The following is a 13,654-nucleotide window of genomic DNA, read 5'->3' as shown; positions in this document are numbered from 1 at the left end:
TTGATTTGTAAGTATGAAATTTTTTTTAAAAGAAAAGTTAGATAGTGCATAGAAATATTATTTGAAATTTATTAAATATTAAAAGTACTAATTGTAAAATAAAAAATCATGATGTAGTTTTTAAGAAAAATTCCTGTCCTGCTTTTTTTTAGCGGAAAAAATTTATTTTTATTTTTAAAAATAAACTTAAAAATGTTGTTAAAGTACAAGTAATAAATAAAATATTTAAATATATCATATTTAATCGTGATTATTGTGACAAATATATTACAAGTTTGTGACAATTTTGCGGGGGGGGGTAGCTTTTCGGATGGTTCCCCGCCATCTGCTCATGTTCACAACTGGCAGCAGGGCTGGCAGTGAGAAAACTGGTCAGCAACTACGCATCGCAACATCAGGGCCTCTGACCGGGGAGCCATGTACCCTGATGTTGCAATGCGCAGCGTGCTAGATTTTTTTGAGTTTGTATTCGCGATTTCCAAGGCCCAGCGATTCGCCATAGCTCAGTTGCACCTGTCCGCAGGTATGCGGCCAGCGGGCGGAAAATTTGTCTGCAACCGTTTGGGGCGAGGCCTCCTGCCCAAGCGAGGGGGCTTTTGAAACAAGGTCAAAACAGGCTTGATCCAGCGCTACCGGGTCGGTAGAGGCCAGAATGCCCACATCCGGCACCAGCGGCATGTCGCTCCAGGGGGCGCAGTCGCAGTCGGGTGTTACGTTGAGTACAAAGTTGATGTAGCAAACACTCTTTTTGCGGCCTTTTATTGCCCCATATGCATATTCTGTCATGCGCTCAATAAATGGCTGCATCTCTGTTTCCCAGTCTATGCTAATTGCTTTTTCGGGGCAAACAGTAATGCATTCAAAGCAGCCTATGCATTTTTCAATGTCCACAACGCTTTTTTTGCTTTTCATGCTGAGCGCGTGCTGAGGACACACCTTGACGCACTTGGCGCAGCCAACACATTTTTTTTCGCTGACAGATACGTGGGTGGCGTGTTGCTCTTTTTTGCCGCGCACGGCAGCGCCGCCCATGGCAAGATTCTTGATCGCGCCGCCAAATCCCGCCATTTCATGCCCCTTAAAGTGCGACAGCACCACCATTGCCGGAGCGCGGCGTATCTCTGTGGCGATATGCACGTCTTTGAAATGCTTGCCGTTGATGCGCACGGGCACGTCATTTTCGCCATATAGGCCATCGGCCAGAATGATGGGGGCATGCACCACCGAAGGCGCAAAGCCGTGGGCGTATGCCGTTTGCATGTGGTCAACGGCATTGTGGCGGCTGCCGGAATACAGGGTTGTTGTATCCGTCAGAAATGGTTTGCCGCCTGCTTCCATGATCTTGTTTACAACCTGGCGCACCAGAGTGGGGTTGAGGTGCGTGTCGTTGCCGTATTCGCCAAAGTGCAGCTTGATGGCGGCAAGTTCTTTTTTCTTGATGATTTTTTTCAGATTGAGCGCATCGCAGAGGCGCGCTACCTTGGCGATTTTGCTGTCCTCGTGCGACCGGCAGTGCATATCTGCATAATAAACTGTGGCGGGCATGGCGTGGCCTCCATGTGAGGATGTTTAGGGTGCGGCAGGGCAGGGAATCCGGCATGGTTCTGCCCTGTGCAAAGCTTTAAAACACTAGCTCATGCCGCGCAGCCAAGGCAATAAGGCTGTTCGCAAGTATCGTTGACACGAGTCGCCATTAAGAATAGCGTATTCCGGTTTTAATTTTTTCCACTCAGTCAGTTATGCATAGCTAAGGAGGCTTTATGGCCGTTTATGTCGTTGATCATCCTCTTGTGCGCCACAAGTTGGGCATTTTGCGCATGGGGGCCACCTCCACGCGCGAATTCCGTTCTGTTTCCAACGAGATTGCGCGTCTGCTCATTTACGAAGCCACCAAGGGCTTTCGTACAGAAAAGCACACTGTTGAGGGCTGGGCCGGTCCGGTGGAAATTGAGGCCATTTCCGGCAAGATGGTAACTGTTGTTCCCATCCTTCGTGCTGGCCTTGGCCTCATGGACGGCGTGCTGGACATGATCCCCGGCGCCAAGATCAGCGTTGTGGGCCTGTACCGCAACGAAGAAACCCTTGAACCTGTTGAATATTACGTAAAGCTTGCTACCGATATGGATCAGCGGCTTGCCATCATCCTTGACCCCATGCTGGCAACCGGCGGCTCGCTTATTGCCGCCATCAGTCTGCTGAAGCGCCACGGTTGCAAGCAGATTTGCAGCCTCAACCTTGTGTGCGCGCCCGAAGGGATTGCCAAGGTCAAGGCCGCCCATCCGGATGTGGACATCTACACCGCCGCCATTGACGACCATCTGAACGAAAACGGCTATATCATTCCTGGTCTCGGCGATGCCGGCGACCGTATCTTCGGAACCAAGTAGCGAGGGCCCCATGAGCACAGCCAGTACGCGGCGCGAGATTGCACCCACTGACTATAATTTTCGCTTCAGGGATTGTCTTATAGGCGCGCAGATGCTCTTTGTGGCCTTTGGCGCTCTGGTTCTTGTTCCCCTGTTGACCGGGCTTGACAGCAACGTGGCTCTTTTCACCGCTGGTGTGGGCACTTTGCTGTTTCAGGTCTGCACTCGGGGCAAGGTACCCATTTTTCTTGCTTCGTCCTTTGCCTTTATTGCGCCCATCATTTACGGCGTTCAGACCTGGGGCATGGCGCAAACCCTTGGCGGGCTTGTGTGCTCCGGTCTGGTGTATTTTCTTTTGAGCGGGCTTATCCGCTGGCGCGGCACGGATGTGGTGCTGCGTGTGCTGCCGCCCATTGTGACCGGCCCGGTTATTATGGTTATCGGCCTTATCCTGGCCCCGGTGGCAGTGCATATGGCCCTGGGCAAAACAGGCGACGGCGCGGTTGTGCTGGTGCCTGAAAACACGGCTCTGTGGATTTCCATGACTTCGCTGGCCGTTACCGTGCTGGTGTCGCTCCTGGGCAAGGGCTTTTTGCGCCTCATGCCCATTTTGTGCGGCATTGCGGCGGGCTTTATTGTTTCGATGTTTTTCGGCGTGGGCGACTGGACAAAGGTTGCCGCAACCCCCTGGTTGCAGATGCCCTCGTTCACCTTCCCAGAGTTTGCCTGGGAGCCCATACTGTTTATCATGCCCATTACGCTTGCCCCGGCCATTGAGCATTTTGGCGATGTTGTCGCCATCAGCTCCATTACCGGGCGCGATTACCTGAAAGATCCCGGCGTTCACGCCACCATGTTTGGCGATGGCGTTGCCACCATGGCTGCCGGTTTTGTGGGTGGCCCGCCCTGCACCACCTATGCAGAAGTTATCGGTGCGGTGAGTCTTACGCGGGTGTTCAACCCCGCCGTGATGACCTGGGCGGCCATGTGTTCAATCTTGCTGTCGTTTGTGGCAAAAATCGGCGCGTTTCTTGGTTCCATTCCCGTACCTGTCATGGGCGGCATCATGATTCTGCTGTTCGGCGCGATCATGGTTGTGGGCCTGAACACGCTGGTGCGGGCTGGCAAGGATCTGATGGAGCCGCGCAACATGATCATTGTTGCGCTTATCATCATCTTTGGCGTGGGCGGCATGCAGTTCAGCATTGGTTCGTTCAAGCTTGGCGGCATTGGCCTTGCCGCGGTTACGGGCGTATTGCTCAACCTGCTGTTGCCCAGAAGCCGCACCTAGATACAGAGCTTTTCGGCGCGGATTTTTGTAAGGTTCGCGCTGATCAGGCGCGGCATATGGCTGATCTTGCCTGATCTCTTTTCTATGCGATTCGGCTGATGGGTTTTGTCTGTCTGCGGGCGGCATGGCGTTCTTCGCCGTGCCGCCCTGCTTTTTGGCAAAGTCATTGGGCGGCAGGGGGGCAAAGGCAATGAGGCATGCGGCCGCACAGTGCATTCACGGGGGGGGGTGAAATTTTCAGGGATTGCCGTACGTTGGTATCAATACTATACGGGGTTGATAGATGTGCCAGGTATTATATCTTTACCGATTGGGCAAGCGCTGTAGATAATATACTGCAATAATAATTTATCATCACACGTAATTATGATAATTGTGTCTAGATATTAAATGAAATAGTATATTTTAAAATAAATACTGCGTAGAAAGTTCTTCTTTTGTCAGTATATATCTGTATTAATGAAAAAAGTGCAGTGATTTTTTTTATAAATATTATTTTTTTAATAAAAACATATTGAATATATATAAAACCGTATAATTAAAGCGTGGCTTAAAACATCTGTACCTGAGCAGAAAAAATCGGTATAGAGATATCCCCCAAGTTTGGATGGGCCTGCCAACCAGCAGACCATTGTCAAAATCCCTTTTCTTTTTTGGGTAAATCCCGAGTCGCCAATGCAGCGTAGTAGTAATCATCAGTCCTGGGAATGGGTAGCCGGGCCAGATTTGTGTTATTGCGACGATGTCCCCTTCAAGTCCGCAATTCTTGGCATTCCAACGGTAAAAGGGCAGTCCCTGTTTTTTGGTATGGATGCCGCTGACCAGCAGATGGCCATGGAAACTCTCATGGATGAATATGGCGAGCCGCGCGCCTTTTCAAACGTGATCGGCCACTATGTGCGGAAAAGCGATGGGGTTCTGTTTCTGCTTGAAATGAGTGGAGAGCCTCTGTTTGATGATGGTTACGGCCTGATGGGATTTAAAGGCGTAGAGCGGGTTATTGCCAACATTGCCCTGTATTCTGCGGGAATTTCCACAGCCATTGACCTCGATACCATCTACGCCACCGCCCCCATTGCCATGTGCGTCGTTGACCGCAACGGCGTGCTTATTTCTGCCAACGAGCACCATGTGCAACTCTCCGGGCGGTCATTGTTTGATACGAGCGGCGCGCATATTTCTTTGTTGCACCCGGAACTGGAAGCAAACATCCAGAGTGACTTTTGCAATCTTGATGCCGGGGGGCGGGTTTCTGACCATGAAGTAAGAATCGACAACAGGGATTACGCTGTTTCTGTCACGCCGGTTCGCAATGCCTCCGGTGGCATCACAGCGCTGTCGCTGGCGTACTTTGATATTACAGAGCGCAAATCGCTGGAACGCAAACTCAAGGAAGCCAACGAGCGCCTGCGCCATATGTCCATTCACGACCACCTCACGGGCGCGTATAACAGAAGATTTTTTGACGCCATCCTGCGCAGGGAGGCTGCCGTGTGCAACCGCCGCGCGGGCAACCTCTCTGTGATCCTCATAGATATCGACTTCTTCAAGTTTTATAACGACAAGTACGGGCATCTGGCAGGCGATGAGTGTCTGGCCCAGGTCGCCAGAACCATGAAGGATTCTCTGGAAGATATGGGGGGCGAGCTGTTTCGCTATGGCGGCGAGGAGTTTGCCGTGGTGCTGCCTGAATGCGATGACCGCAACGCCCATGAGGTTTGCGAAACTTTGCGGGCAGCGGTGTGTGATCTCAAAGCGCCCCACGCGGGCAGCGATCGCAACTATGTGACCATAAGCGCCGGGGTGGCCACGGTGCAAAGCCGGTTTGAAAAGGTGTCGCCTTCCCAGCTTGCGGCCAGAATCCTTGAAGCCGCCGATAAGGCGCTTTACGAGGCCAAAAATTCCGGGCGCAACAGGGTCAAGGCCAGCACAGTATAAAACCTTTATCTGGCACTGCCTTTATGTTTTCCTGCCGCATCCCGCTTTGGGAGGGCAGGATTTTTTTTGCGGCGTTGTGGCGTCAGGCTACCACTTCCCCGACCCTTCCATTCAGCATCTGCTTTTGCATTTCGTGGCTGTCGCCTGCAATGCCTGCGCCTAGCTCTTGCCCTGTTTATTGCTGCCTGTGCCGGGGCATACGCAGGGTCGCGCCAGCAGCTCCTTAACGTGTTCTGTCATAAAATCCACAAGGGTCCGCACACGCAGGGGCAAACCTTTTTGCACCGGGTAAACCACATGGGCGGGCAGCTCACGCGCGCGCCATTGAGGCAACAGGCGCACCAGCCGCCCGGCGGAGAGGTCTTCCGTCACCAGCCAGCCCGGCAAGGGCGACACCCCAAGCCCCAGCAAGGCCGCTTCACGCAGGGCCGTGACGCCCTCTGCCGTGAGCACAGGGCTCACGTGCAGGGTTTGCTCCTCGCCTGATTCATTAAAAAGGGTGATGTTGCGCGCGCCGCCAAAAACTTCTGTGCCGAGCGTGAGCCAGGGCCAGGCCGCAATGTCGGCTGGTGTTACAGGCATTTGCCTGCCCTCAAGAAATGATGGCGCGGCAACGGGATACCTGCGTATCATGCCCAATGGTCTGGCGATAACTGTTTCATCGGCAACGCTCCCGGCTACCACGCCGGCATCGCAACCTTCTTCAAGCATGCGCAAGGGCCTGTTTGAGTACACCAGATCAACGGTAATGGCCGGATTTTGCAGCATGAACCGAGCCAGAAACTTGCTGACCACGCTCTGCCCGAAGTCGATGGTGGAGAAAAAGCGGATATGCCCCATGAGGGCGGTCTGATCCACGCGCAGGCGGCGCTCGCATTCTTCAGCCATGTTCAGCATGGCGCGGGCATCAGCCAGCACCTTTGCGCCCATGTCTGTCAGGTGCATGCGGTGTGTATCGCGCCGCAGCAGCGCTGTGCCGCATTCCGCCTCAATCTGGGCAAGCTGGCGGCTGAGGGTTGGCTGGGTAAGGCCCAGGTTGCGGGCCGCCGCCGAGATGCTGCCGCTTTCGGCAATGCTCACAAAGTTACGCAGCAGGGCAAGATTTGAAAATATTGTCATACGTAATCCGTATAACCAATATGAACGCCATGCGTCTACCAATTATCCGCCTCAAGCAGCATTGTGCTTTCAACAAAGCAAACCAAATGGAGGCGCACATGACCATGCATACATCATCCAATGCGGCCATTGTTACCGGAGCCGCGCGCGGCATTGGCGCGGCCATTGTTCGGCGGCTGGCTGGGGACGGCCTGGCCGTTATCGTCAACTACGCCAGCAGTGCGGGCAAGGCCGAGGCTCTCGCGGCTGATATATGTGCCCAGGGAGGCCGCGCCCTTGCCGTCAAGGCCGATGTAACGGTTCCAGAGCAGGCGGCTGACTTGTTTTCTGCCTGCGAAGGCGCGTTCGGCACTGTGCGAGTGCTTGTAAACAACGCCGGACTCATGCAGCCCGGCATGGTGCCGCTGGCGCAAACGGACGATACGCTGTTTGACCGCATCGTGAGCACCAATATCAAGGGCGTGTTCAACATGCTGCGGCTGGCTGCCGCCCGTATGCAGGAAGGCGGGCGCATCATCAATCTTTCCACCAGCGTCAACCGTCTTGCCCTGCCGGGGTATGCCATCTACGCGGCCACAAAATCCGCAGTGGAAACCATGACCGGCATTTTTTCCAAAGAACTTCGGGGCCGCGACATCACGGTCAATGCTGTGGGCCCAGGCCCTACGGCTACGGATCTGTTTTTTGAGGGCAAAACAGAAGGGCAGGTGGAGGCAATGGCAAAGCTGCCGCCGCTGGAGCGCCTTGCCCAGCCGGAAGATATAGCCTCAGTAGTAGCCTTTCTGGCTGGCAGGGACGGCGGCTGGATCAACGGACAGACCATCCGTGCCAATGGTGGCATGGTCTAGGGCCTGAGGCAAATTTTCATATCGGTTATGTGCCGCGCATATCGCGCGCAACTATCGCAAACAGACATAAAGGAACATGCCATGAAGACGGAAACCACAGACCCTCAGCAGAACGGGTCGCTTATATACCTGCTGGCTCTTGCCGCGGGGTTGGCCGTAGCCAACATTTACTATAATCAGCCTGTGCTGGGGCTGATCGCCGGGGAACTCAAGGGCGGCGACCATGTGGGCCTTGTGGCCACCATCACCCAGCTGGGCTACACCCTTGGGCTTCTGTTTCTCGTGCCGCTGTGCGACACGCTGAACAGAAAAAGGCTGGTTCTGATTCTCTGCGCACTATTGGTGGTTTCCGCAGCTCTTGCGGCTCTGGCGCCGGGCATGGCGGTGCTCATGGCGGCTTCGGCTGGTATGGGGGTGGCCGCCACCATTACGCAGATGGTTGTTCCCATGGCCGCTGACCTTGCCAGGGAAGGCGAGCGCGGCAAGGCCGTCGGCATTGCCTTCAGCGGCGTTTTGTGCGGCATATTGCTGGCACGTGTGGTGTCTGGCGCGGTGGGCCAGTGGCTGGGCTGGCGCGAGGCTTTCTGGCTGGCTTGCGCCTTTGCCGTGCTGCTGAGCGCGCTGCTTGCATGGCGCTTGCCTGATCTGCCGCGCAAGTCGAGCTTGCCCTACGGGCGGTTACTGGTCTCCATGCTGCAACTTTTGCGGGATTACCGTGCGCTGCGCTATGCCTCCATTATTCAGGCTTGCGTGTTCGGGGCTTTCAGCGCCTTCTGGTCAGTGCTTGCGCTGTATCTGCAAGGCCCGGCTTACGGGCTTGGCGCAAGCGTGGCGGGTTCGTTCGGGATTGTGGGGCTGGTGGGCGTGCTGGCAGCGCAGGCCGGGGGCAGGCTGACAGACCGCTTTGGCGTCAGGTGCGGCGTGTTGATCGGCGCGCTCACAAGCATCGCGGCTTTCGGCATCATGAGCTTCAGCGGCATGACCGCCCTTGTGCTGGGGGTTATTGTGCTTGATTTCGGCGTGTCCATTGCGCAGGTGTCCAATCAGTCGCTCATTTTGGGCTTGTCTGAATCGGCGCGCGGCAGGGTGAACACCATTTACATGACAGTATTTTTTCTGGGCGGGTCGCTGGGTTCGGCTGCGGCCAGCCATGCCTGGGCGGCATATCGCTGGCCCGGCGTCATGCTCACGGGCGGAGCTTTTGCCTTGGCTGGTTTGTTTTTTCATCTGCTGGAAAGACACTGCACCTGCCCAAAGACGCGTGTCTCGGACCGCCCCTCGGCTCAGGAGTGCTGTTAAATCCGGCTGTTGCGCCAGCAGTTCAGCCCCGCCGGTCTTTTTTTACCCGGAATTATAGCCGGGCTGGCGCAAAAAGGGAGGCTTTAGCCTCCCTTTTTGCGTTTGCAAGGATATTTTGCTTACAGCAGCCGCAAAGCGCCGTCGTTTGGGCGTGGATTGTTACAGTTAAATGGTGTAGGCCAGTTTAAATGTTTTATATCGGCGTGTTAGCCTTGTTACGGCATCGCACAAAAGCCCAACAACCTTCACGCTGCCAGCACACAATCCCTCTGGATTTTTTCTATAGTGCAGACCATGCAATACCCAGTACGCATCCGCATCATTTCAGGCAACGCTGTAAACGGCGGATGTGTCGCGCCGTTACGGCAACGTAGTTGCTGACGGCGTGATGATGGCGGAATCGCGAATGGCCACAGCACATTCAGGAGGAAGCCGCATGTTCCCAAGCCCAGACGGAAAGCAGAGTGAATCCAGCCCGTTCAATGCCTCGTTCTGCGTAGATCTGCACGTCCATTCCCGCCATTCAACCTGCCCCTCGCAGTGGATTTTGCAAAAGATCGGCTGCGGCGAAAGTTACACCCCTCCCCGCAAGATTTACGACATTGCCCGAGCAAGGGGCATGGACTACGTTACGATTACAGATCACGACACCATTGCTGGCGCGCTGGAAATCGCCCATTTGCCGCAGACCTTCATCAGCGAAGAAATTTCGGCCTACTTTCCTGAGGACAAGTGCGAGATTCATGTGCTCGCCTGGGACATCACGGAAGCGCAGCACCGGGAGATAACCCAGCTCAGGGGCAACATCTTTGAGCTTGTTCCCTACCTGATGGGGCAGGGCATTGCCCATGCTTGCGCGCACCCCCTGTGCGCGGCCAATAACCGGTTGACCCTGGGCCATGTGGAGCAGCTCATATTGATGTTTTCAGTCTTTGAGCTCAACGGGGCGCGTAATAATGTGCAGAATGACGCGCTGCGCCAGATTGTGGCCGACCTGACCCCGGAATCCACAGCCAGAATGGAAGAAAAACATGGCCTTGACGCGCTTGTCGCCCAGCCCTGGCGCAAGAGCTTTGTGGCCGGGTCTGACGACCATTCCTCCTGCAATATCGCCAGAAGTTCCACCGTGATAGAAGTTCCCCGCGCGGAACTGGGCTGCTCGGGCCACGCCCCGGCTTCGGCCCTGCTGCGGGCGGTCATGTCAGGGGGCACCACGCCCCGGGTCATCCCTGCAACGCCGCTGGGCTTTGCCCATAATCTGTATGCCATCGGTTACCAGTTCTATAAAAATTCCACAGGACTCGCGCAGGATATCAACAACAGCACCGTGCTGCGCTTTGCCGAAAATATGCTCACGGGCAAGCCAGATACGCGTACCCGCACCATCAAGACGCGTGTCATGTCCATTGGCGGATTTTTGCTCAACTGCGGCAGATGGGTGTCCCGCTCTGAAAAAAGCATGCAGGAAAACATGCTTGAGGCGGCTGGCAGGGCCATTGCCCAATCGCCGGAGCTTGCCGTGGCGGCGGACAGCGTCAACGTCATTGTGCCGCAGGAGCGCATGCCCCGGCGTGAGGCGCTGCTGGCCCGTTTTGTGGGCGATGTGGCGGAAAACGTGCAGCTTGCCTGTGCCAACTCCGTTTTGTCCGATGTGCTTAAAGGCAATTTTTTCAATGTGTTCAAGCTGGTGGGAGCCATGGGGTCGCTCTACGCCATGCTTGCCCCTTATGGCATCGGCTATTCGCTCTTTGCGCAGGATAAAATGTTTACGCGCGAATGCCTGCGTCGTTTTCGCCCAAGGGGTGCCAGATCCGACACGGCTGGGGACAAGGCCGCCATTGCCCATTTTACGGATACCTATCTTGAAGTGAACGGCGTTGCCAAAACCCTGCAATCCATGCTGCCTTTGGCGCGTGAGCAGGGCAAGAAAATGGATATCCTGACCTGCGTTCGGCCAGAAAATGTGAAAGGCAGCCACACCGACGGCCTTGGCCCCATAAATTTCAGCCCCACGGGCAGTTTTTCCATTCCTGAGTATCCGGAGCTGACGCTGCACTATCCGCCAGCGCTTAAAATTGTGCAGCACTGCTATGAAAGCGGCTATACCCTGCTGCATTCCGCAACGCCCGGCCCAATGGGGCTTGCGGCCCTGCTGACGGCAAAAATGCTCAAGCTGCCCATCCATGCCACCTATCACACGGCATTTCCGCAGTATATTCTGGAGCTGACGGGCGACACATCGCTGGAAGAAGCCACCTGGCGGTATGTGTACTGGTACTATAACCAGATGGATGTGGTTTTTGCGCCCTCGGCTGCCACCATGAAGGAACTGATCGCCCACGGTTTGCCAGAGGAAAAAATCCGCCTCTACCCCCGTGGGGTGGACGCCTCGCGCTATACGCCAGCCTGGCGCAACAGCGGGCGGGAGAGCGCTCAGGGTACACGTTTTTTGTATGTGGGGCGGCTCTCCAGAGAAAAAAGCGTCAGCCGTCTTGTGGATGCCTTCCGGATGGTGCTGGGGCATATCCCCGGCGCGCAGCTGACCATTGTGGGCGACGGCCCGCAGGCTGGGGAACTTCAGGTGCAGGCTGCGGACATGCCCGTGACCTTTACGGGCTATCTGAGCGGGGCAGCGCTTGTGCAGGCCTATGAAGAAGCCGACATCTTTGTTTTCCCCTCAACCACAGATACATATGGAAAGGTTGTGCTGGAAGCGCAGGCCGCGGGGCTGGCAGTGGTGGTGAGCGGACAGGGCGGCCCCAGAGAGAACGTGGTGCCGGATAAAAGCGGCATAGTGGTGCGGCAGGAAACGGCAGAGGCCTATGCCTCGGCCATGGTGGCTCTGGCAAGCGATGAGGCCATGCTGTTTGCCATGAAGCGCGAGGCCCGCTGCTATGCAGAATCGCGCAGCTCGCAAAAGGCCTTTGCTGCCCAGTGGAAGCTCATTGAGACCCTGACGCCGCAAGCCTGCTGGTAGCCTTGCGACAGCACGCAGGGTCAATCTGGCAAGTCCTGTACAACGCAGGCGCTGTAACCAACCGTTTGAACAGCATACCGCCGGAAGACGGGGTTTGATGTCAACCTGACCGCCCTTGGCAGAATGCCTGGGGCGGTTTTCAGTCGCTGATTCTGTTCACAAGGCGGGCCAGCACATCGGGGCCGTCCTTGAGGAGCCTTTCGCGCATGGCCGAAGCCTCGCTGAAGGTAATTTCCGCAAGCAGGTCTTTGCCTTTATCCGGATTGCTGGAAATAATGGCTTCAAAGGTCTGGGCCACAGCTTCCTCATCACGGCCAGTCAACTGGCTGAGGGCACCAATCAAAACATCAACTCTGCGCATGAAAATTATCCTTAAGCCTGATGCGTTTTGACATTTCAAATTTCGGGGCAGGGCGTTGCCGCATCCCAGATGGTGAACATACTGAAATAGCAGGTTTATCCCTTGCCCGGTGTATAGCGTTTACAGCATCTGCGGGCAAGCCCGGATGTGTGAAAGAAATGTGAACATTGCGTATTTGTAGCAGAAAATGCCGGGGGTTGCTGGCTGAGCGGCTAAAAAGTGTTTGTCTGCACGACCAGTAATCTGACCTACGCAGGGCCGCCCAGTAACAATGGTATGTCAAAATGAGCGGATTCGGCAGCAGATAGCGAGCGCGTGATGCGCAGGCCAATGTAGCGCGTGAGGTCAACAAACTGCGGCTGAATGGTGCGTCCGTCAGGGTCTCGCGCCACAAGAACGCAGGGTTGGGCGGGAAAATTGGGATTCGAGCGGCACACAATGCCCTGGTGCTCGTTTGAAAGCTCCACAGCAGTACCCACGGGGAAAATGCCCACCATTTTGATGAAGCGTTCCACATAGCCGGGTGCCCAGGCCTGACCACGCATTTTGTACATCATGCCCAGCGCCTTGTTGGGGGCCAATGCCCCTTTGTAAACACGCTTGGACGAAAGGGCGTCATACACGTCGCTGAGCGAAAGAATACGGCCAAAAACGCCAATCTGCTTGCCGGATAGCCGGTTGGGGTAGCCCGTGCCGTTGTGCTTTTCGTGGTGCTGCGCAATGCCTTCAATGGCTTCTTGCTCAACGCTTGAAAACTGCTTGATTTTTTCAACACCAAGCAGCACATGCGACCGCATGACCTCAAATTCCTGAAACGTCAGGGAGCGGGGTGCGGTGAGAATTTCGTTGGGAATCAGCGCCTTGCCGTAATCGTGCAGCAGCCCGGCCAACCCGACGTTGTGCAGGCGGTCGTCGGGCATGCCCAGAAAATTGGCAAAGGCCACGGCAAAAATGGTTACGTTGACGCTGTGGGCGTAGGTGTATTCGTCTGTTTTTTTGAGCAGAGAAAGCGTCACCAGCGCGTCAACGTTGCGCGAAAGGCTTTTGATAATGTCACCCACCAGCGGGCGCGCAAAGGTAAGATCAAGCGCGCCGCCTCTGGCGGATTCGAGAAAGTTTTTCACATTCTCGTAGGCGTCTTCATAAATCCTGTTGGCGGCCTGAAGTTCTATGGCAAGTGGAATATTTGGCTGGGGAGCTGCAGAATTTTCGTCGCGTGAGCGTTCCGGGTCGTAGTATGCTTCGGCAAATCCTTGAAGGATTATGCCGTTGATTTCGTCGTCCGACGCCAAAATTCCCTCCTGCATATACAGCAGAGGGGCTTTCAGCCATGATATCCCGGGGTCAACAATATACATCCCCGGGCGTAGGGTTGAAACGGGTATTTTGATGTGGGACATGTGGTCTTGATCGCCTGGATATAAGTTTTTGCCTTGATCTTCGCAGATAGCAAAC

10 protein-coding genes are annotated in these 13,654 nt (G+C 55.2%); 6 read left to right on the top strand and 4 right to left on the bottom strand.

Going from position 1 to position 13,654, the window contains the following annotated elements:
* Positions 1 to 447: 447 nt before the first annotated feature.
* A complete protein-coding gene (locus tag ACUZ9Q_RS08455; protein ID WP_215647846.1) occupies positions 448 to 1,545 on the bottom strand; it encodes a DUF362 domain-containing protein in 1,098 nt (365 codons plus the stop codon).
* 215 nt (positions 1,546 to 1,760) lie between these two features.
* Here ACUZ9Q_RS08455 and upp point away from each other — a divergent pair, with 215 nt between their 5' ends.
* From upp to ACUZ9Q_RS08440, 3 genes are all read left to right on the top strand, one after another.
* Entirely contained in the window at positions 1,761 to 2,387 is a 627-nt protein-coding gene (upp, locus tag ACUZ9Q_RS08450) for a uracil phosphoribosyltransferase (protein WP_192111981.1), read from the top strand.
* Positions 2,388 to 2,397: 10 nt separating this feature from the next.
* Entirely contained in the window at positions 2,398 to 3,657 is a 1,260-nt protein-coding gene (locus ACUZ9Q_RS08445) for a uracil-xanthine permease family protein (protein ID WP_192111980.1), read from the top strand.
* A 675-nt stretch (positions 3,658 to 4,332) separates the two neighbouring features.
* Entirely contained in the window at positions 4,333 to 5,595 is a 1,263-nt protein-coding gene (locus tag ACUZ9Q_RS08440; RefSeq protein ID WP_192111979.1) for a sensor domain-containing diguanylate cyclase, read from the top strand.
* Between the two features lie 159 nt (positions 5,596 to 5,754).
* Here ACUZ9Q_RS08440 and ACUZ9Q_RS08435 read toward each other — a convergent pair whose 3' ends face one another.
* The gene (locus ACUZ9Q_RS08435; RefSeq protein WP_215647847.1) at positions 5,755 to 6,714 is read right to left on the bottom strand and encodes a LysR family transcriptional regulator; all 960 of its coding nucleotides are present in this window, start codon (positions 6,712 to 6,714) and stop codon (positions 5,755 to 5,757) included.
* Positions 6,715 to 6,812: 98 nt separating this feature from the next.
* On the opposite strand from ACUZ9Q_RS08435, the gene ACUZ9Q_RS08430 reads away from it, so the two are divergent.
* The 3 genes from ACUZ9Q_RS08430 (at position 6,813) to ACUZ9Q_RS08420 (ending at position 11,838) form a co-directional block, all read left to right on the top strand.
* Entirely contained in the window at positions 6,813 to 7,562 is a 750-nt protein-coding gene (locus tag ACUZ9Q_RS08430; protein ID WP_227117944.1) for an SDR family oxidoreductase, read from the top strand.
* Positions 7,563 to 7,643: 81 nt separating this feature from the next.
* Positions 7,644 to 8,861: an MFS transporter gene (locus tag ACUZ9Q_RS08425; RefSeq protein WP_449247684.1), complete on the top strand. Its 1,218-nt coding sequence runs from the start codon at positions 7,644 to 7,646 to the stop codon at positions 8,859 to 8,861.
* Between the two features lie 436 nt (positions 8,862 to 9,297).
* Entirely contained in the window at positions 9,298 to 11,838 is a 2,541-nt protein-coding gene (locus ACUZ9Q_RS08420) for a glycosyltransferase (RefSeq protein WP_449247683.1), read from the top strand.
* A 139-nt stretch (positions 11,839 to 11,977) separates the two neighbouring features.
* On the opposite strand, the gene ACUZ9Q_RS08415 is transcribed toward ACUZ9Q_RS08420, so the two are convergent.
* Positions 11,978 to 12,199, bottom strand: coding sequence for a hypothetical protein (locus ACUZ9Q_RS08415; RefSeq protein WP_022659278.1), 222 nt, complete (start codon positions 12,197 to 12,199; stop codon positions 11,978 to 11,980).
* 248 nt (positions 12,200 to 12,447) lie between these two features.
* Complete coding sequence (locus ACUZ9Q_RS08410) at positions 12,448 to 13,599, bottom strand: HD-GYP domain-containing protein (protein ID WP_192111975.1); 1,152 nt, start codon at positions 13,597 to 13,599, stop codon at positions 12,448 to 12,450.
* Positions 13,600 to 13,654 lie beyond the last annotated feature (55 nt).

This window comes from Desulfovibrio desulfopostgatei, from assembly GCF_053570645.1.
The sequence above is the reverse complement of the archived record's forward strand: the minus strand, read 5'-3'. Positions and strand labels throughout refer to the sequence as shown.

Coding starts and splice junctions, on each gene's coding strand:
- upp (WP_192111981.1), top strand. CDS start 1,761: ATGGCCGTTTATGTCGTTGATCATCCTCTTGTGCGCCACAAGTTGGGC.
- ACUZ9Q_RS08410 (WP_192111975.1), bottom strand. CDS start 13,599: ATGTCCCACATCAAAATACCCGTTTCAACCCTACGCCCGGGGATGTAT.
- ACUZ9Q_RS08425 (WP_449247684.1), top strand. CDS start 7,644: ATGAAGACGGAAACCACAGACCCTCAGCAGAACGGGTCGCTTATATAC.
- ACUZ9Q_RS08430 (WP_227117944.1), top strand. CDS start 6,813: ATGACCATGCATACATCATCCAATGCGGCCATTGTTACCGGAGCCGCG.
- ACUZ9Q_RS08415 (WP_022659278.1), bottom strand. CDS start 12,199: ATGCGCAGAGTTGATGTTTTGATTGGTGCCCTCAGCCAGTTGACTGGC.
- ACUZ9Q_RS08455 (WP_215647846.1), bottom strand. CDS start 1,545: ATGCCCGCCACAGTTTATTATGCAGATATGCACTGCCGGTCGCACGAG.
- ACUZ9Q_RS08440 (WP_192111979.1), top strand. CDS start 4,333: ATGCAGCGTAGTAGTAATCATCAGTCCTGGGAATGGGTAGCCGGGCCA.
- ACUZ9Q_RS08445 (WP_192111980.1), top strand. CDS start 2,398: ATGAGCACAGCCAGTACGCGGCGCGAGATTGCACCCACTGACTATAAT.
- ACUZ9Q_RS08435 (WP_215647847.1), bottom strand. CDS start 6,714: ATGACAATATTTTCAAATCTTGCCCTGCTGCGTAACTTTGTGAGCATT.
- ACUZ9Q_RS08420 (WP_449247683.1), top strand. CDS start 9,298: ATGTTCCCAAGCCCAGACGGAAAGCAGAGTGAATCCAGCCCGTTCAAT.